At 40.0% G+C, this 17,927-nt stretch carries 21 protein-coding genes; 2 read left to right on the top strand and 19 right to left on the bottom strand.

The genetic code is table 11. The annotated features are described in order from the left end of the window. Nucleotides 1-6: 6 nt before the first annotated feature. The 6 genes from ACIQXR_RS02475 to ACIQXR_RS02450 form a co-directional block, all read right to left on the bottom strand. Complete coding sequence (locus ACIQXR_RS02475; RefSeq protein ID WP_402868973.1) at nucleotides 7-672, bottom strand: 3-oxoacid CoA-transferase subunit B; 666 nt, start codon at nucleotides 670-672, stop codon at nucleotides 7-9. Then, a complete protein-coding gene (locus ACIQXR_RS02470) occupies nucleotides 639-1,352 on the bottom strand; it encodes a CoA transferase subunit A (RefSeq protein ID WP_402868974.1) in 714 nt (237 codons plus the stop codon). Before ACIQXR_RS02470 ends, ACIQXR_RS02475 begins: the two co-directional genes overlap by 34 nt. Before the next feature lie 18 nt (nucleotides 1,353-1,370). Next, nucleotides 1,371-2,723, bottom strand: coding sequence for an aspartate aminotransferase family protein (locus tag ACIQXR_RS02465; protein ID WP_402868976.1), 1,353 nt, complete (start codon nucleotides 2,721-2,723; stop codon nucleotides 1,371-1,373). Nucleotides 2,724-2,925: 202 nt separating this feature from the next. Continuing rightward, a complete protein-coding gene (locus ACIQXR_RS02460; RefSeq protein ID WP_402868977.1) occupies nucleotides 2,926-3,255 on the bottom strand; it encodes a hypothetical protein in 330 nt (109 codons plus the stop codon). A gap of 229 nt (nucleotides 3,256-3,484) precedes the next feature. Continuing rightward, a complete protein-coding gene (locus tag ACIQXR_RS02455; RefSeq protein WP_402868979.1) occupies nucleotides 3,485-4,459 on the bottom strand; it encodes a S66 family peptidase in 975 nt (324 codons plus the stop codon). A 239-nt stretch (nucleotides 4,460-4,698) separates the two neighbouring features. After that, a complete protein-coding gene (locus tag ACIQXR_RS02450; protein WP_402868981.1) occupies nucleotides 4,699-4,860 on the bottom strand; it encodes a YjcZ family sporulation protein in 162 nt (53 codons plus the stop codon). A gap of 290 nt (nucleotides 4,861-5,150) precedes the next feature. Between ACIQXR_RS02450 and ACIQXR_RS02445 the strand changes: the two genes are divergently transcribed. After that, entirely contained in the window at nucleotides 5,151-6,248 is a 1,098-nt protein-coding gene (locus tag ACIQXR_RS02445) for an SGNH/GDSL hydrolase family protein (RefSeq protein ID WP_402868982.1), read from the top strand. A 45-nt stretch (nucleotides 6,249-6,293) separates the two neighbouring features. Here ACIQXR_RS02445 and msrB read toward each other — a convergent pair whose 3' ends face one another. Then, entirely contained in the window at nucleotides 6,294-6,722 is a 429-nt protein-coding gene (gene msrB, locus ACIQXR_RS02440; RefSeq protein ID WP_402868984.1) for a peptide-methionine (R)-S-oxide reductase MsrB, read from the bottom strand. After that, a complete protein-coding gene (gene msrA / locus ACIQXR_RS02435) occupies nucleotides 6,719-7,204 on the bottom strand; it encodes a peptide-methionine (S)-S-oxide reductase MsrA (protein WP_402869865.1) in 486 nt (161 codons plus the stop codon). The genes msrB and msrA overlap by 4 nt, the downstream gene beginning before the upstream one ends. A 261-nt stretch (nucleotides 7,205-7,465) precedes the next feature. Between msrA and ACIQXR_RS02430 the strand changes: the two genes are divergently transcribed. Then, nucleotides 7,466-8,209, top strand: coding sequence for a DUF4397 domain-containing protein (locus ACIQXR_RS02430; protein ID WP_402868987.1), 744 nt, complete (start codon nucleotides 7,466-7,468; stop codon nucleotides 8,207-8,209). A gap of 60 nt (nucleotides 8,210-8,269) precedes the next feature. Here ACIQXR_RS02430 and ACIQXR_RS02425 read toward each other — a convergent pair whose 3' ends face one another. The 11 genes from ACIQXR_RS02425 to ACIQXR_RS02375 form a co-directional block, all read right to left on the bottom strand. Further along, nucleotides 8,270-8,854: a YpmS family protein gene (locus ACIQXR_RS02425; protein WP_402956801.1), complete on the bottom strand. Its 585-nt coding sequence runs from the start codon at nucleotides 8,852-8,854 to the stop codon at nucleotides 8,270-8,272. Then, entirely contained in the window at nucleotides 8,851-9,690 is an 840-nt protein-coding gene (locus ACIQXR_RS02420; RefSeq protein WP_402868991.1) for an SGNH/GDSL hydrolase family protein, read from the bottom strand. Before ACIQXR_RS02420 ends, ACIQXR_RS02425 begins: the two co-directional genes overlap by 4 nt. A 253-nt stretch (nucleotides 9,691-9,943) precedes the next feature. Continuing rightward, nucleotides 9,944-10,534, bottom strand: a complete 591-nt coding sequence (locus ACIQXR_RS02415; protein ID WP_402869866.1) for an SCO family protein — start codon at nucleotides 10,532-10,534, stop codon at nucleotides 9,944-9,946. A 155-nt stretch (nucleotides 10,535-10,689) separates the two neighbouring features. Further along, nucleotides 10,690-11,532 (bottom strand): DegV family protein, encoded by an 843-nt coding sequence (locus ACIQXR_RS02410; RefSeq protein WP_402868993.1) that lies wholly within the window; start codon nucleotides 11,530-11,532, stop codon nucleotides 10,690-10,692. 248 nt (nucleotides 11,533-11,780) lie between these two features. Further along, entirely contained in the window at nucleotides 11,781-12,533 is a 753-nt protein-coding gene (gene tatC, locus ACIQXR_RS02405; RefSeq protein WP_403079419.1) for a twin-arginine translocase subunit TatC, read from the bottom strand. Between the two features lie 85 nt (nucleotides 12,534-12,618). Beyond that, nucleotides 12,619-12,813, bottom strand: a complete 195-nt coding sequence (gene tatA, locus ACIQXR_RS02400) for a twin-arginine translocase TatA/TatE family subunit (RefSeq protein ID WP_402868997.1) — start codon at nucleotides 12,811-12,813, stop codon at nucleotides 12,619-12,621. A 194-nt stretch (nucleotides 12,814-13,007) separates the two neighbouring features. Then, nucleotides 13,008-14,276, bottom strand: a complete 1,269-nt coding sequence (ilvA, locus tag ACIQXR_RS02395; RefSeq protein WP_402868999.1) for a threonine ammonia-lyase IlvA — start codon at nucleotides 14,274-14,276, stop codon at nucleotides 13,008-13,010. Nucleotides 14,277-14,422: 146 nt separating this feature from the next. After that, entirely contained in the window at nucleotides 14,423-14,908 is a 486-nt protein-coding gene (locus ACIQXR_RS02390; RefSeq protein ID WP_402988173.1) for a dihydrofolate reductase, read from the bottom strand. After that, complete coding sequence (locus tag ACIQXR_RS02385) at nucleotides 14,905-15,699, bottom strand: thymidylate synthase (protein ID WP_403079417.1); 795 nt, start codon at nucleotides 15,697-15,699, stop codon at nucleotides 14,905-14,907. Before ACIQXR_RS02385 ends, ACIQXR_RS02390 begins: the two co-directional genes overlap by 4 nt. 95 nt (nucleotides 15,700-15,794) lie before the next feature. Further along, nucleotides 15,795-16,505 (bottom strand): anthrax toxin lethal factor-related metalloendopeptidase, encoded by a 711-nt coding sequence (locus ACIQXR_RS02380; protein WP_403079415.1) that lies wholly within the window; start codon nucleotides 16,503-16,505, stop codon nucleotides 15,795-15,797. 490 nt (nucleotides 16,506-16,995) lie between these two features. Further along, complete coding sequence (locus ACIQXR_RS02375) at nucleotides 16,996-17,772, bottom strand: TerC family protein (RefSeq protein WP_402869007.1); 777 nt, start codon at nucleotides 17,770-17,772, stop codon at nucleotides 16,996-16,998. Nucleotides 17,773-17,927 lie beyond the last annotated feature (155 nt).

Genomic DNA, 17,927 nt, shown 5'->3' with positions numbered 1-17,927 from the left:
CCTCTCTCATTCTTTTACTATACAAAGCTTGCTAGACACTTTAACATCGGCTTCCGTTCTTTTCTTGACTTCTTCTATTGTAGTGGAAGCGAATAAATCAGTTAATAGGAGACCTTTTGGAGTAACAGAAAAAACGCCCAGTTCCGTGATAACCTTATGTACACATCGTTTCGCCGTTAATGGCAATGTACAGTTCTTCATTATTTTAGAGATACCGTCTTTGTCGGTGTGCTCCATTAGGACAATGACTTTTTTCGCCTTTGCCGCAAGTTCCATTGCCCCACCCATTCCAGGTACTCGCTTACCGGGAACAATCCAATTTGCCAGATCCCCATATTCACTTACTTGAAGAGCACCTAAGATCGTAACATCAACAAGGCCACGGCGAATCATCCCAAAGGCGAGTGTACTATCGCAATAGGATGCTCCTTCCCGGATGGTTATGGGGAGGCCTCCTGCATTACAAAGATGTGGGTCTTCATGGCCCATGGCTGGAGAGCTTCCCATACCAACAATCCCATTTTCTGCTTGAAACATCACTTGATGATCGGCTCGTAGATGATTCGGCACTAAAGATGGAATGCCGATACCTAAATTGACCAGCATGCCATCCCTAATTTCAGCTGCCGCTCTTTTGGCTAATCGATTTCTCGCCTCGGCTCCCAAACCCATTTCCAATCGACTCCTTTTGAAGGAATGATATAATCTACAAAAGCACCAGGTACAATGATTTTCTCTGGATCCATGCTGCCCAGAGGAACGATTTCCTCGACTTCCACAATCGTGATTTGACCTGCCGTTGCCACGAGTGGGTTTGTATTTCGAGCACTTTTGTCGAATATGAGATTGCCATAGGGATCTGCTTTTGCTGCAAAAACGATAGCGATATCGGCAGTCAATGCAGGTTCCACTAGGTAATTTTTCTCCCCGATTTTGACGGTTTGTTTCCCTTTCCTGACGATATCATTATCCAGACCAATATCGGTTAATATTCCGCCAAGACCCATCCCCCCTGCACGGATTCGTTCAACCAGTGTACCTTGCGGAGAGAACTCCACTTCCAACTCTCCATTATTCATGGATAGTCCGGCATTCGGATTGGAACCGATATGAGAAACAATGATTTTTTTTGCCCGCCTTTGAGTAACCAGCCTACCTATTCCGATATCAGGGAAGCCAGTATCATTTCCGATTAAAGTTAAGTGTTGTATACCCGTCTCCAAGATTAGATTGATGAGGCCCGGAGGAGTGCCAATTCCACCGAACCCGCCAAAAAGAATGGACTGTCCGTCTTCAAAGAGATGCAGGACATCCTCAAAACGGCAAACTTTATGGAATGCATTATCATTCAATTCTGTTCACTTCCTTATTTAAGACGGCAGATATCCAGGGAGGATCTTATCTTTAAATTCACGGAGGGTTGAGTCCAGTCTCCTTAGCAATTCAGCACTCTCTTCCTTTGTAATGATTAAGGGCGGAGAAATGATGATGGCTGCCCCGTTAATGCCATCAAGCCCCGCTGATGCAGGGTATAAAATAATCCCATTGTTCATCCCCGCCTTTATAATTTCAGCAGTCACATCTAAAGTTTTTGGAAAAGGTTCCTTCGTTTCTTTATCCTGGACAAATTCCATCCCGATCAATAAACCCCTACCGCGGAGGTCCCCGATAAACGAGTATTTCTTTGCAAGCTTTTTTAAACCGTTGAATAACTCCTTCCCTCTTTTAGCAGAGTGTTCTACGAGATCGTTATCCTCCATATATTCCAAAACGGCAAGCGCTATGGCACACGACAATGGATTGGCACTAAGTGTATGTCCGCCCATGATTGAACGGGAACCATTCATGATGGGTTCCAACACTTTTTCCGTCATGGCAGCGGCAGCGATAGGCGTGTACCCCCCGCTTATCCCTTTCCCAAACGTAATAATATCCGGTTCTACTCCCCAATGTTCAGAGGCTAGCATCTTACCTGTCCGACCGAATCCAGTCATAACCTCATCAGCAATGAATAGAATGTCATGTTCCTCACAAATTTTCTTTAGTTTCTGAAAATAACCATTAGGCGGAACGATTGCCCCACCTGCTGCACCGATAACTGGCTCACATATAAATGCTGCGATGTTATCTGCACCAATGCGCCGGATGGATGATTCCAACTCCAAAGCACAGGCCATCCCACATGTTCGGTGATCTAATTGATATGGACAACGGTAACAATAAGGAGGAGCAACAGAAGGGTATGATTCAAGTAGAGCGGTAAATCGCTCTCTGCGTATAGGATGACCAGACATTGAAAGAGCGCCGATCGTAATGCCATGGTAGCTCATCCATCTGGATATTATCTTTTGTTTCCTGGGTTTCCCTTTTTCCTGCCAATGCTGGATGGCAATCTTTAGTGCAGTTTCGGTCGCTTCTGAACCACTATTAACAAAAAAACTATAGGGGAGCTTCCCATTGGTTAAATCTGCAATTTTTCGGGCAAGCTTCTCTGCTGCCTCGCTCGTGAACTGGGAACGATACACAAATGACACTTGGCTTGCCTGTTGAACCATGGCATCTGCAATTTCTTGCACCCCATGACCAATATTGGAGGTTACAGCACCGGAAGATGCATCCAGATAGTCCTTCCCTTCTTTATCGTATAAATAGACGCCCTTCCCATGACTAATTGTCGGATAGGCGACGCCAAGGAACGGCTTGATCAATGAAGACTGCTCCATGCCCACACTCTCCTTCTACCACCAATTATGGCTTATGCTAAAGTGTATGTCCCCACTAGGGAAATCTTGCTAAGGAATTGTTGCAACTCTTTCAAACTATTTTTATAGGAAGGTTTTAGAAGGATGGGGAATCTATTCACCGCGGGGAAAGTAAGGAAATACGACAAAAAAAAGTGTATCCACGAGAGATACACTTTTTTTCTTATAATGAGCTATTTAGTTTGTCTTGACGAATGGAATCTATGAAGCTTTCATCCTTTAAAATAGCCAGCACACTTTTATAAAAAGCCGCTTTGTCAATGACTGAGGTATGTACGTATTCATACTCTTTTAATGATGGATGACGCAAGACATGTTTCATGCAAGAAAGACAGACTTTTTTAGTACCTAACTTATAGTAATTCAAGTTGCTTGCATCCCCATTAGAAGTGTCTTCGTTACAAACGAAACAGGTATGGCTTACCCGGCCTTTTTTATTATACTCGGATAAAGCGCCTTCTAAACGAATGGATGCGGGAATTGTTAATAACACATAATCACCTTTTCTATTTTAAATCTCTTAGTATTATATCAGAAAAATAAAGAATTTGAACTATTAGCCTCATATTCCCTAATAATGCTTGTAAAATAGGAAAATGAACAGGGATAAAACCCTATTTTACCCAAAAACAGGGACCGATACAGACAATGACCGATAATCTCGGTTCATCCTCTTAAGTTGCCCTATATATAGGTAGTCTGACGATAAGTCCATCTATTTTTCAAGAGAGGATGGTCACTTTCGCGTTACCGTTCCTCACGGTCATCTTAACACTTTCGCCCATCGGTATAGTAGCAAAAGGATGGACATGACCAAAGTTTGCATTCGCTATGACAGGGATACCATTCAGTTCCCTCTTAGTTGCAATGATTTGCTGAAGGGCGTAAGGTGTCATCCCTGAATCCTTTTGAAATCGACCTATGATAACTCCCTTGATACCATCTGCATCAGGCAACTGTAGCAAGGATTGTAAATCCCGATCGAAACTAAAAGGATGGCTTTCTTCATCATCCTCAATAAAAAGAATGCGGTCCCGTAACGATGGCATATACTCCGTCCCCTGCAAAAGATTTATCGTACAAAGGTTGCCACCTAAGATGGTACCAGCTGCTTCGCCCTCCTGTATGACCATATATCCCGAATTTGGATGGAAGGAACGGTCCTCCTGCTCCAGATGCCATGAATCATCGCTCCAGGTTTCACTTTGTTCTAAATCAAAGCCATCATCCATAAGAACCGCTTTCTTAAAGTAGTCCATTGTATAGTCCAGCCCAGTCTTCATCCCAAAAGTAGAGAAATCAGGACCAGAATATGTAGTCAAACCAGTTTTTTGATAAATGGCCAAACCGATGGCCGTAATATCACTATAGCCCATCAAAACTTTAGGATTCTTTTTTATTAAATCGTAGTCGATATATTGTAGCAATTGATTGGCATTATATCCACCTACGCCAGCAAGGATTGCCTTTACAGACGGATTTCTAAACGCATCATGCAAATCTTCAACCCTGTCCTCAATCGAATTCGAGAAAAAGTCATCATGTACCAAAGCTGTTTTACCGTATGTAACTTTAAAACCGAGGTCCACCAATCTTTCCTCTGCCAGTCTGCGTTGCTCACCTTTTACAATCGCAAGACTTCTCGATGGTGCAATAACCCGGATTTCATCCCCGCGTTTTAAACGAGAAGGTTTCATATCTCTTTCCCCCTAAATATATTACATCTTAAATTATTTTAGCAGATATACAGAACAAAAGAAAATCATGGCTCATTATTGATTATAACACAAAAGAAACATATGTTCTTAATCGAATCCCTTTTAAAACTCCACCCTTGAGCCAGTCCCTAGCCAAGGCTTAATCTTGGGTAATTCTGTTATAAAGAATGGCCTCCATAAGAAAAGACCAGCTGATAGCTGGTCTTTTAGTGTTATATTTAGCAGCAGAATGATGCGCCGATGATAACCAACAGAATGAATAAGACAACGATTAATGCGAAGCCTGAACCAAAACCGCCACCGCATCCGCCACCGTATCCTCCGCCGTAACCATAACCGCCGCCGCAGCCGCCACCATATCCTCCACCATATCCGTACATAAAGTTTCACTCCTTCTTGATTTCTGTTTTCTCTTTACACCCTTACCATATGTCGATATGCCCGCCTTGGTCTGTGTATTTGCCCATTTTTTTTTATTTAAGCAAAAACTCCTCCATTCTTCTATATAAATCCCCCTCAATAAAACGTGTAATCAATTGGTTTTAAAAACGGGAAATGAAACCAAACCTTATTGTATTACCTTAAATTTGCGATATAATAAGGTTAAAATATGCTTTTCGGCCTATACTTACCACACCAACCTACAATAATGTTAATCGGAGGAAATGAATTGAAAAAAGTCTCGAAATCCCTCATTCCATTCGCAGGAATTGTCCTCACACTCCTTCTCATTTACATCCTTCAAAAAGTTCCAAAAACATACGGTTCCGATGAGAACTTAAATGTATACCAAAAATACCAGGATGGTCAGCCGATTGACTATCTGATTATTGGCGATAGCATAGGCAGGGGGTCCGGGGCTGAAAATCCGAGTCAAACTTGGTTTAAACAACTGGAAAATAAAATGAGCAAGCACCATTCAGTTCCCTTTAAAGGGGATTACGTTGTTCAAAGCGGCTCCACTGCTTTTGAAGGTCTTTATAAGCTCTCTCAAATAAAAAGAATGGGCCATAAGGATTTGATTTTCATTGTATTCGGTGAAAATGATCGTAAATACATGAATGTGGACGATTTCAAAATGACGTACGAGGCTCTGATTAGAAAAGCAAAGCACCTATATCCTCATGCTGAATTGTTCACGATTACGGAAAGTTGTTTGGAAAACGAGGAATTTGCGAATGCTATCGGTCTGTTATCTGACTATTATGGGGCCACCAATATTGACATGCGTCCAGTTTTCAATTCTTCAGGGTTCACTGACAAGGAATTGACGAAAGATTTGATTCATCCAAATGGCCTTGGCTATCAATTCTATGCAAATGCGATTTACCAAAAGTTTATTGAAAATGCACAAAAAGAAAAACCTGTCGCTAGTCTTCCTCCTAAATTTCATCAAGGCTCCGAAATAAATTTAAGAGATAATGACAACTATGATTCAATGGTGGGGTTTAGACCAAGAGGCGGTTATTACACAAGTGATGAGACAGGGAGTTATATTGAATACCGATTCGAAGGAAATATACTTGGAGTTAAATTACTCAGAAGCCCAGATGGCGGAGAAGTTGATGTATTCATTGACGGCAAACTGAATACATCCCTTCATACGTGGTGGCCCTTTGCCCGCGAAAGGTATTTATTCATCGCCAATGGCCTTTCTCCCGGTCCTCACACCGTGCGTTTTGTAGTTTCAGGGAGAGAAACCTCCAAGGACCTCCCTACCACACATGTGCGGCTTTCTTCCATCATCACCAATGATTCAAACCACTAAAACAAGTAAGCCCCTATCACAGGATGATAGGGGCTTACTTGTTTATTAAAGAAACAGTTTCTTATATTCACCGTATCCTTCTTTTTCAAGATCTTCGAGTGGGATGAATCTTAACGAAGCAGAATTGATGCAATATCGTAACTTGGTTGGTCCTGGTCCATCATCAAACACATGTCCAAGATGGGAATCGGCCGTTTTTGAACGCACTTCGATCCTTCTCATGCCATAGCTTGTATCCAAATTTTCCACAACTTCACCATCATCCAGTGGCTTGGTAAAGCTTGGCCAGCCACAGGCGGAGTCAAATTTATCTTTGGAAGTGAATAGCGGTGTACCGGAAACAATGTCCACATACAGTCCATCTTCATTCAAATTCCAATATTCATTATGAAAAGCAGGCTCTGTCCCGCTATTTTGTGTGACTTCATATTGAATGGGTGTTAATTTTTTCTTCAAATCATCTTTACTGCTCATTTCTTTTCCCCCCAATGATGTTTTTGAAAAGCCTTGCGCCCGGAGCCAACTGAATATCTCTCGTAGTGCTCTGGTTGCTTTTTATAATAATGCTGGTGATACGTTTCTGCCGGATAAAAGGTTTTGGCCGGTAGAATGGGTGTCGCAATGGGCTTAGAAAAAATGCCGCTCTCCTGTAGGTTTGCCCTGGAAGCTTCCGCTATTTCCCGTTGCTTTTCGTCGTGATAGAAAATGGCCGTTTGATAGGAACTACCACGATCAAAGAACTGGCCTCCAGCGTCTGTTGGATCAATCTGTTGCCAAAATAATTCAACTAAATCTTTATAAGGGTAGATGGAAGGGTCAAAGGTAATCTGAACAGCTTCATAATGTCCCGTCGTTTCCGAGCAAACCTCTTTGTATGTAGGATTCTCCGTTGTCCCCCCTGTATAACCGGAAATGACAGATTCAATACCAGGCTGTTCATCGAAGGGTTTTACCATACACCAAAAACATCCTCCAGCAAATGTTGCTTTGTCTAAATGGTTGGTCAACTGTAATATCCTCCTTTTTTGGAAAAGTTCTATTGAATGCATTTTAAACCTTTTATAAGGTCATGTAAAATCATCTGCTGTCTAAACTTCTTTTGTTGATGAAACTGGACTGATTAAAAAAATCAATCAAATTTGAGTATACGAAAGACACATGCCCAAGCATGCTACCATATGATGTCTTCATAATGATTCAAATGAGAGGTGATAGACATGAACCATAAAGACAAACATTTACAAAAGGCCATGAATTATGATGCATTATCCTGCTACTATAAATATACTAACCCACATTTACATGATTATTATTATCATAAACACTTAAAGAGCATGGAAAAAGCCATGCAACCAATGAGAAGTGAACAAATCAATACGGTAAAACCGGCACAGGTCCGTATTTTACATGCAGCTCCAAAAGCACCTGCGGTCGATGTATATGTAAACGAAATGCGCATCCTTCAGAATTTCGCTTACAAAGACAATAGCAACTATTTATCTTTACCCCCGGGTAAATACCAAATTGATATATATCCTGCCGGACAAACCACGTCCACCTTCCTTAGCCGTAAAGTCGATCTGGAAAGTGAAAAACTGTATACTGTCGTTGCTACAGGATCCAATGAAATGCCAAAACTACTTACTTTCGAAGACAATCCTTATGTCCCCCAAGATGAATCCAAGGTTCGATTTGTCCACTTGTCTTTTGATACGTCACCGGTGGATATCGCTGTAAAGGATGGCGATGTCGTATTTTCAAGACTTCCGTATCGCAAAGCAAGTGAATACCTGAATCTCTACCCCATGCAAGTCGATTTTGAAGTAAGGAAAGCCGATTCGAAAGAAGTAGCCCTCTCCTTACCCAATACAGATATTCAGGCAAATACCCCATTATCCATTTATATAATCGGCACCAGTCAGGGTCAACCTGGCTTAGAAACACTTATCTTAACACCTTAATACAAAAAAAGATGAAAAGCCAGGATGCATTTGACCTGGCTTTTCATCTTTCATTTTCACTTATTGTAAAGAAGAGGGGACAGTTAATAAAAATGAAATATCATCATTCTTTAAATCAAATTCATTAGCCTTGACCCTGACGTCACTTTTTAATTTCATGTCCTGTAAAGACACATATATGTTTTCCTCATTGGGATTTATGGTGACCCAATCCGGCATTTTATACCGTTCATTAATTAAGTTCATCACATATGAAACAGGAAGGTTCATCTGGCCAATCGCAATCGATTTTTGTTTTAAAACCAAATCCCCGTTCTTTTGCGCAATGGGTTCGAATGTTAATTTCATTTCCACTTCACGGTTGAAAAAAGGCATTTTCCCGTATAACTCCACTTCATCTCTTAAATACACTTCATAATGTATCAATCCAGTCAAGCCTTCTTTATCAAGATACTGGTTGATTAATCGGGTCAAATCTTCCCGGTTTGTATGAATCTGAAACTGGATATCTTCTTCCTTAGTTACAACTGGCTTCATATCTGAATCTTTTGCCGGTAAATTAATTAAAACCAGGATTGAAAGGATGACCAGGATGTTAACGGCTAATAAAGTAATAAACAAAGTCTTCCATTTGACTTTTGTCATTCTTGGTCATCATCTCCTTTGGCGCTAGCTTCCATTGTATCCTTTCCGATTGTTAAAACTTCCATGTTATTATAGATTCTTTCTGCAATCAATTCATATCCCCGATCATTGGGATGGAAGTAATCTTCCGTATATAGCAAGTCTTCTTTGGAATTTTGGAAAATATCATCTATTTCGATAAAATATGCAGAATCATATTCGGTGATAATCTTTTTTCCGCTATCATTCCAATCATTCATGATTTCATCTAGTTCATAAAAATCAGCAAACCACTTTGAAAATGGGTTATACACGCCCACTAAATAAATCTGTGCCTGTTGATTTTCAGAGCGCACCTTATCCAATATCTGTCTTAATCTTTTTTCATACCCTATTTTAGCTGAATCGAATTGGTTCAGTTCCAAGTTGGAGAAATTCTGTTTAAATACTCTCATGATATCATTTCCACCAATTGTGACGACAATGGAATCGGCTTGTTCAATATCTTCTTGAACACGGGATTTATCCAACCTTTTTAATAATTGGTCGGTCCGGTTTCCCCGAACTCCGTGATTGATCATCTCAACTGAAGTAATAGATGGCTCTTTCTCAAGATTTTTCTGCAAGTAAGGGAGATATCCCCCATTATCTTTACTATCGCCGACACCTTGAGTTAGGGAATCACCTATTGACACGATTTGAACAGGATCCGGAAAAAAGCTGGCTGGAATGGTTTCCTTTTTGCTTAATTCAACAACATTATGCTGCTGAACGAGTGGCTGTTCTGAAGTAGTCCTCTGAGAGCAACCTGAAATCCAAACTAGGCATATAAAAAGACAGGTGATTTTGTGTCTCATAACCTCACCTTCCCTACCTAAATATTATATCATGGGGAAAATATAAAATTGAATCAATTTGACCTTTACTTGTCGGTTTTATTTGTATTTATCACTGTATAGTATGAAAAAAAGCTGGGAATTAAAGCTTATCCCATGAATTTTAGCATGTACCTGATGAGTAAATTCATTCTTCGTAACAGCTATTTGTTCCATACGTCATTCCGTGATTACTATAGAAACTAAAAAACTATTGAACAGGTCATTCTCCTGTTCAATAGTTCTGTAGTATTTTTATATGCTTAATCATCTCATCAAAAGGAATATCCTGAAGTCCCGTGTAATCCCGGATGACTTTTCCCTCTTGATCCATTAGATAAAACCTTGTCTGGTGAATCACCTGATCTTCATTGTCAGGCTTCAATACAATCGTTTTAAAGTTATCCTTGGCAAATGCCTCGATTTCATCTTGACCATAACCAGTCAAAAAGTGCCAATTTTTGTAATCGACGTTGAACTGGTCGCCAAATGCTGTCAAGACATCAGGCTTGTCCACTTCAGGATCCACGGAAAATGACACGAACTCAACATCTGAAATTCCCTCATCCTTCAGTTTTTGTTGCAACTTCACCATATTGGCAGTCATGGGGAGACAAACATCCTCACAATTTGTGAAAATGAAATCGGCTACCCAGACTTTTCCTTTTAAATCAGTTTTGGAAAAGGGTTCCCCATCCTGGTCCACATAACTAAAATCTTCGATATCCCAATTCTTCGCATCAGGCACCCCAGTTGAACCACATGCTGCCAGCATCAACAATACCCCAATGCCCATAGCTGCCTTCAACAAATGCAGCTTCCTCATCCATACCCCGCCTTTTATGTATAAATATTCTGTCACTTCTTTCATTCTACCAGACCACCAGTAGGAAAACAGCACTATTTTTATCATAAAATGAACATTTGACTACATTACTTAGCTATCATCTCCTGCTCTTTAGGAGGTACTAAAAGCGAACATCAATCCCAGTAATACATGATGGCCATGGCACCTTCGCCAGTATGTGTGCTGACCACAGCCGTTGTAGCTTCTAACTTAATATCCTGGACCCCTGAAATTTCAGTAATCGCTTTGCGAACTTTATCGGCCATTTCATAGCCATTTGCATGGACGAAACCAATGCCTTTGACTTGTTTTCCTTGTGTATCTTCTTTGAATTTTTTTGAAATGAATTTTACAACCTGTGATTGGCTCCTTGCTTTTGAAACGGGATTCAGCACGCCTCCGTCCAGAAGTGCAATCGGTTTAATATGTAAAAGAGATCCGATGAATGCTGATACTTTGCCAATCCTTCCGCCTTTCACAAGATTGTCCAGCGTTTCAATGACAATGATTAGACTCGACTGTTTTCTAATGGTCTCAAGCCTTTGCATTATTTCTTCGGTGGTTTTGCCTTCATTCGCCATCTTGGCAGCCTCTATCACTTGGAATGACATGGCTTTTGAGATGAATTCCGAATCATAAACGGTAACTTTAGCATCGGACATCCCTGCTGCACTTTCAGCCGAACGTACTGTACCACTCATGCCACCAGTCATATGGATTGAAATAATCTCACTGCCATCCTTTCCAAGTTCATTATATACTTCTAAAAAAGTCCCTACTGCCGGTTGGGAGCTTTTAGGGAGTTCTTTTGACTGATTCATTCTTCTTAAAAATTCATCCTGTTCAATTTCCACTTTATCCAAAAAGGTCTCTCCATCAATATAGATCGACAAGGGGACCATTGTAATGCCATAATACTCAAATTCTTCTGGGGTCATATCCACTGTTGAATCCGTTACAATCTTCACTTTATTCATCTTTACACATCCCTAAATTAACGTATCTATTGTATTATACCTATTCAAAGTACGCTTTCAAACTAAAGCTTATATTTTTTTCAGAATAATGATTCTCTTGGACACATATACGTTGAAAATCAGAAGAAAACTTTGTAAAAAGGCATATATCTTATTTGGATCTAATCAACTTTATGGCTGAATGATGCCGATTCAATAACTTCAGCCATAAAAAATGACCCGAAGGAATAAATCCTTTGGGCCATTTTTTATATGCCATCTTCATTATTAAGAGTTTCTTCCAGCAAGCTCTCCCGTTTTACCCTTCGTCGATAGACAATTTTAGAAAGCGAAATACTAACTTCGTAAAGTAACAGTAAGGGAACCGTGACCAAAAAATCAGACATGAAATCTGGCGGTGTGATGGAAACAGCAATGACCACGAGAACAAAGTAAGCATACTTCCTTAATTTTTGAAGCACGTAAGGGTTGATAAGACCGATGGAGGTCAGGAACATCGTAACGACTGGTAGCTCGAATAAAAAGGCAAAAGGAATCGTCATATTGAAGACAAATGAAAAATACTTATCTGCGGTGAAATTGGTTATGAACATGCCTTCACCCAGTTCAATTAAAAATTGAAGGATGGTCGGAAAAATGACAAAATAACCAAAAGCAAGGCCTCCAATAAACAAGATGAAAAGAGCTGGAATATAGGCAAGGGTGGCCCTCACTTCATTGGGCATTAAAGCTGGCTTAACGAACAACCAAATTTGAAGTGCTATAATCGGAATCGTTGCAGCAATGGCAACTACTCCTGAAAGCATGAAGTAAATCCAGATGATATCACTTGGACCTAAGACCATTAATTCGAATTCAAGATCCTTAACAAACCAATAGTAGATTTTTTCCACATAAATAAAACTGACAATAAAAAAGACGAAAAAAGCTACAGTCGTAATGATTAGCCGTTTTCTCAATTCATCGAGATGATCGATGATATTTAATTCTTTATCTTCCAAAATAAATCACGCCTTCATTTGAAAATCCGTTTCTTTGCTACAGAACAAAAGACGTAAGAAGGTCCATCTTACGCCCTGCATTTAATCATTCATGATTTTTTGGTTGTTGTATTTTCTTATCCTCTTCATAGTCGCCTTTTGTCAGTTCACTCGTGGATTTCTTGAATTCTCGAAGCGTTTGTCCAAAAGCACGTCCGATTTCGGGAAGCTTCTTCGGACCAAAAATGATTAAGGCCAATACCAAGATGATAATTAGACCAGGTATTCCAATATTCGACATGAATACATCCCCCTCGATGTTATAATTCAACCTATTCTGCTTTTAATTATAATACCATTTTCAGCCAAATGAAAGGAACCTGGCAAATCGTCATACAACGGTAACAATTATCGACAAAACACGACTGCTGGATAAGTTGAATAATATGTAAAAATATATATATTATTCTAACCTAATTTAAAATTTTGTCTAGTTTAAATTAATAAGTGGAATAAATTGCTGTCTTTATTGACTTCCACGCTTGAGAAACCCTTCTTATTCATTCTCTGAATAAGTCCTGTATAATCAAATTTGTTTTTTAACTCAATACCAACAAGGGCCGGGCCACTCTCTTTATTATTTTTCTTCGTATATTCAAATCGACTAATATCATCATTGGGTCCCAACACTTCATCAAGAAATTCCCTTAATGCTCCAGCACGTTGTGGGAAATTCACGATAAAGTAATATAGCAGGCCTTCATATAATAAGGACTTTTCCTTGATTTCCTGCATACGGCCTATATCATTATTACCCCCACTTACAAGGCACACGACCGTTTTCCCCTTTATTTGGTCTTTGTAAAAATCAAGAGCTGATACGGAAATAGCACCCGCTGGTTCAGCAATAATGGCATGCTGATTATATAAATCGAGAATCGTCGTACAGATATGGCCTTCAGGCACTGCAACGATATCCTCAAGATTCTCTTTACATGTTTGGTAAGTCATTTGCCCTACACACTTCACGGCTGCACCATCTACAAACGTATCGATATTCTCAAGTTCAACGACTTTTCCTTCTTGGAAGGAAGTTTTCATGGACGCGGCTCCGAGCGGTTCTACTCCAATACACTTCGTATCAGGGGACACTGATTTGAAGTAACTTGAAACCCCAGCCATTAATCCGCCGCCACCGATTGCTGCGAACACATAATCAATCTTATCTTCACAATCATTCAGGATTTCAACCGCCGTAGTGCCTTGACCGGCAATCACCTTTTCATCATCAAAAGGATGGATGAAAGAACGCCCTTCCTTCTCGCAACATTCCATTGCACTTGCGAATGCGTCATCAAATGTATCACCAATTAAGACAATTTCAATATTATCCCTACCGAATAACCGGACTTGATCGACCTTCTGCCTTGGCGTCGTAGCAGGCATGTAAATTTTCCCATTGATTCCTAACTCACTGCAGGAAAAAGCCACTCCCTGTGCATGGTTCCCGGCACTTGCACACACGACACCATTCTTTGTTTCTTCCTGAGTCAAACTTTTCATTTTATAGTAAGCTCCCCTTAACTTAAAGGAACGAACATGTTGAAGGTCCTCACGTTTCAAATAGACATTGCATTCATACTTACTGGATAAACGCTGATTCTTTTGTAAAGGTGTATGTAAGACAATATCCTTCAATTCTCTATAGGCAATTAGAATATCCTCCAACTGAATCCCCCTATTCACTGATGCTGTCTGGTTCATAGTTATCCCTCATTTCCTTCCTAATCAATTCTATAATTATAGCACTTTATCATAAGTATGTAACTGATTTTTCTAAAAATTCTATCTCTTTGGTTTTGTACAAAAAAACCGACTATGGCTTATTCACCATAAATCGGTTACTAATATCATTTTTTTCGTAAAACAATAAAATCATGGGCATATAGATTTTTATCATCTGTTACCCCAGGGGTCGTCTCCACGGTTTCCCACTCCGTCTCATTAATGATTGGAAAGAACGTGTCCCCTTCAAAGACTTCATGTATTTCAGTTATATATAACCGATCGGTTACTGGCAGGATTTCTTTGAAGATTTCCGCTCCCCCTATAACGAATACCTCTTGTTTACTATTGTCGGCATACGTCTTAATCTGATCAACATCATGCAAAATGGTGCAGCCTTCCGCTTTAAATTCATGATTCCTGGTCACGATGACGTTTTCCCTTCCAGGCAGAATCCGCCCGATGGATTCAAATGTTTTGCGCCCCATGACGATTGGGTGACCCATCGTTACCTTTTTAAAGTACTGAAGGTCCGCTGGCAAATGCCAAGGCAGCTTGTTATCTTTTCCAATCACACGTTTTTCATCCATGGCTACAATTAAGGAAATCATATACTCACCTTCCCTTTAATGTGGGGATGAGCTTCGTAATTTTCAAGTTCGAAATCTTCAAACCGAAACTCAAAGATATCTTTCACTGCAGGATTGATTTTCATCGTAGGCAGTGGTTTAGGGTCTCGTGTCAACTGTAATTTCACTTGATCCATATGGTTCGAATAGATATGGACATCCCCAAAAGAGTGAACGAATTCACCAGGCTCCAGGTCACATACTTGGGCTATCATCATCGTTAAGAGTGCATAAGAAGCGATATTGAACGGCACACCTAAAAATACGTCCGCAGAACGCTGGTAAAGTTGGCAGGAAAGCTTACCGTCCGCCACATAAAATTGAAAGAATGCATGACAGGGAGGTAAGGCCATCTCTTCAAGCTCTCCGACATTCCAGGCACTTACGATCAATCTCCTTGAATTTGGGTTCGTTTTGATTTGCTCGATCACTTCACTGATTTGATCGATTTGCCTTCCATCCGCTGCACCCCATGAGCGCCATTGATGCCCATAGACGGGACCTAGATTTCCTGCTTCATCAGCCCACTCATTCCAAATGCGCACATTATTTTCCTGAAGGTATTGTACGTTTGTATCGCCTTTTAGAAACCATAAGAGTTCATGGATGATTGCTTTTAAACTGACTTTTTTCGTAGTCAAAACAGGGAATCCCTCACGCAGATTGTACCTCATTTGATATCCGAAGGTGCTGATTGTTCCTGTTCCGGTACGATCGCCTTTTTGAGTTCCATTTTCAAGTACATGCTTACATAAATCCAAATATTGCTTCATGGTAAACCACCTTTTCAACATTCATTCTTCTTATTTTAACTTTTTACTGTTACCAGTTCAATGTGTCAATGTGAATTACGATTGAATTAAATCATTCAATCTAGTTGTTTAATAAAATGGTAGGTCTCTGGAGCTTTCCATCTTAGCAATTGATTTTGTTCCGGATTTACATAAAACATCGCAAACGCTTCCGCAAAGTATTCTTCGGGATATGTAGAAAAATAAGGTTGACCAGGAAACAGTGCATCTACTTCTTTTCCCCATACGCTTAAATACTTTATATCCTCACGAATGCCGCCATACACGATTTTATCGAGGGAATGGGCAATTTCATGGAGTTCGAGATTTATAGAACTATGGCCGTTACCTTTATCGCTCGCGCCGATTTTAACCAAGACCATATGCGAGCCCCCCATACCCGGAACATCATCCCATGTAGTGCTGGGATTAACATACCCTCTTGGTGTCTGCCCCTTTAAATGAGCTGCAGAACGATTGTCTGTCAGGCTCCCACTGAAAAGCTTTATTTTCACACCCCGATCAATAATTTTCACTTGAAGGGAATGCGGGAGTTTATTGATTGTTTCAACTATGTTTAAGGCTTCCTCTTCATCAAATTCATCTACAGGATATATAAACAAGTTCTGTAATGTCTCTTGATCCTGAAAAATGGCTGCCTGCCTTAGTAGGCTATCTTTTTTCAAGTCCCTCCACTTTAAACCATCTTCCTTAGCAAAAGAGATGGAAAGCATGGAAAGGAAACAGCCTGCCAAAATGAATAATCCAATCCACTTTTTATTTGTCACCTTCTACATCCTTTCCATGGTTTAATAGGATTTTTCAAAGAAATATGTATACTTCAATCCCAATTTATTATTCTAGTATAACATGAAACTCCTCTATAATTGATTGATGTATTTTTGGTAAAAATAAGTGGAATATTCTTTTCTCACGAGGCACGGATCACCCAGTATTTTCATATAAAATAATATAATCAAAAAAGGTTCAAGGTGATACCATGAAACCAGTTAACAGAAGTCTCATCCTGCCAGAACCACATGAACTAGCCGAGGAAGTACTGGAAATTTACAGTTTAAAAGTGTTCATCATTCTAGACTTATTGCTATTTTCGATTTTCTTTGGCATCTTGCTGCATCCATTCCTCACATCACTATGGCTAAACCTGTTATACCCTTTGCTCTTTTTTACATTTTTCACTCTCCTTTTTCATCTATTTGAGTTTTATTTCCAAAGAAAGAGCTGACACCATTTTGGTGTCAGCTCTTTTCCGTAAGATTATTTACTGTGTTCTTTAAGCTTTTTTTCCCTCTGAAAATGAAGCAAGATGGTCGTTCCAAAAATAACAAGAATGGTCAAAAAGAAGATGACATGTGGAACTTCGATTTTCGCCACCGAAAGAAGCATTTTAATCGATATGAACCCTATCAAGACATAGGCAGCCGTTTCCAATTCGGGAATCTTATCAATCAGTTTCAAAAAGACTCCGGCAACGCCCCGCATCATCAGGACACCGATCATTCCGCCCAACAGGAGGACCCAAATCTTTTCACTCACCCCAAAGGCAGCCAAGACACTGTCAACGGAAAAAGCAATATCCATCATCTCAACAGCGACAACCGTTCCCCATAAATTACCGAACATACGGATTAATAAACTATTTTTACTCATTCCCTGTAACTCTTCATCCTGGTTAGCCTGTTTATTTCTCTTATCTCGGAAATACTTGAATGAAAGCCAGGCAAGATAAACAGCTCCGAGGATTTTTACCCAAGAAATCTTGATGAGATAGACACCTATTCCAATGGCTAAGAAACGGAATGCATATGCACCCAATAATCCATAGAAAAGGGCCTTTTTCCTTTGTTTTTCCGGAAGATGCCGAACCATAACGGCCAATACCAAAGCGTTATCAGCCGATAAAAGGCCTTCCATTAAGACAAGGGTCCCAATTAATCCCCAGCTAACAGGGTCTGTTAGTACTTCCCCCCACATGTCCCAATCAAAAAACTGGGAATAGGTATGGAAGATTTTATTTAGCAATTCTACTGACATGATTAAAGCACCTCTGCAAAACTATAAAATTCACTGCAAGTGCTCTCTAGAGGCACAGCGCAGTTTTCTTGCTATGTATTATTTCACACAAAATAAATACGTTGCAGAACAACGTATCCAAAAAGAACATTATGAACTTACCTTTATGTATGTTC

Source organism: Peribacillus sp. NPDC097224 (assembly GCF_044761985.1).
Taxonomy (GTDB): Bacteria; Bacillota; Bacilli; order Bacillales; family DSM-1321; genus Peribacillus.
This window is presented reverse-complemented; position numbering and strand designations above follow the sequence as displayed.

Coding starts and splice junctions, on each gene's coding strand:
- ACIQXR_RS02465 (WP_402868976.1), bottom strand. CDS start 2,723: ATGGAGCAGTCTTCATTGATCAAGCCGTTCCTTGGCGTCGCCTATCCG.
- ACIQXR_RS02415 (WP_402869866.1), bottom strand. CDS start 10,534: ATGAGGAAGCTGCATTTGTTGAAGGCAGCTATGGGCATTGGGGTATTG.
- msrA (WP_402869865.1), bottom strand. CDS start 7,204: ATGGTAAAACCCTTCGATGAACAGCCTGGTATTGAATCTGTCATTTCC.
- ACIQXR_RS02450 (WP_402868981.1), bottom strand. CDS start 4,860: ATGTACGGATATGGTGGAGGATATGGTGGCGGCTGCGGCGGCGGTTAT.
- ACIQXR_RS02410 (WP_402868993.1), bottom strand. CDS start 11,532: ATGAATAAAGTGAAGATTGTAACGGATTCAACAGTGGATATGACCCCA.
- ACIQXR_RS02390 (WP_402988173.1), bottom strand. CDS start 14,908: ATGATTTCCTTAATTGTAGCCATGGATGAAAAACGTGTGATTGGAAAA.
- ACIQXR_RS02475 (WP_402868973.1), bottom strand. CDS start 672: ATGGGTTTGGGAGCCGAGGCGAGAAATCGATTAGCCAAAAGAGCGGCA.
- ACIQXR_RS02430 (WP_402868987.1), top strand. CDS start 7,466: ATGAACCATAAAGACAAACATTTACAAAAGGCCATGAATTATGATGCA.
- ACIQXR_RS02420 (WP_402868991.1), bottom strand. CDS start 9,690: ATGAGACACAAAATCACCTGTCTTTTTATATGCCTAGTTTGGATTTCA.
- ACIQXR_RS02455 (WP_402868979.1), bottom strand. CDS start 4,459: ATGAAACCTTCTCGTTTAAAACGCGGGGATGAAATCCGGGTTATTGCA.
- ACIQXR_RS02375 (WP_402869007.1), bottom strand. CDS start 17,772: ATGTCAGTAGAATTGCTAAATAAAATCTTCCATACCTATTCCCAGTTT.
- tatA (WP_402868997.1), bottom strand. CDS start 12,813: ATGTCGAATATTGGAATACCTGGTCTAATTATCATCTTGGTATTGGCC.
- ACIQXR_RS02385 (WP_403079417.1), bottom strand. CDS start 15,699: ATGAAGCAATATTTGGATTTATGTAAGCATGTACTTGAAAATGGAACT.
- ACIQXR_RS02425 (WP_402956801.1), bottom strand. CDS start 8,854: ATGACAAAAGTCAAATGGAAGACTTTGTTTATTACTTTATTAGCCGTT.
- msrB (WP_402868984.1), bottom strand. CDS start 6,722: ATGAGCAGTAAAGATGATTTGAAGAAAAAATTAACACCCATTCAATAT.
- ilvA (WP_402868999.1), bottom strand. CDS start 14,276: ATGAACCAGACAGCATCAGTGAATAGGGGGATTCAGTTGGAGGATATT.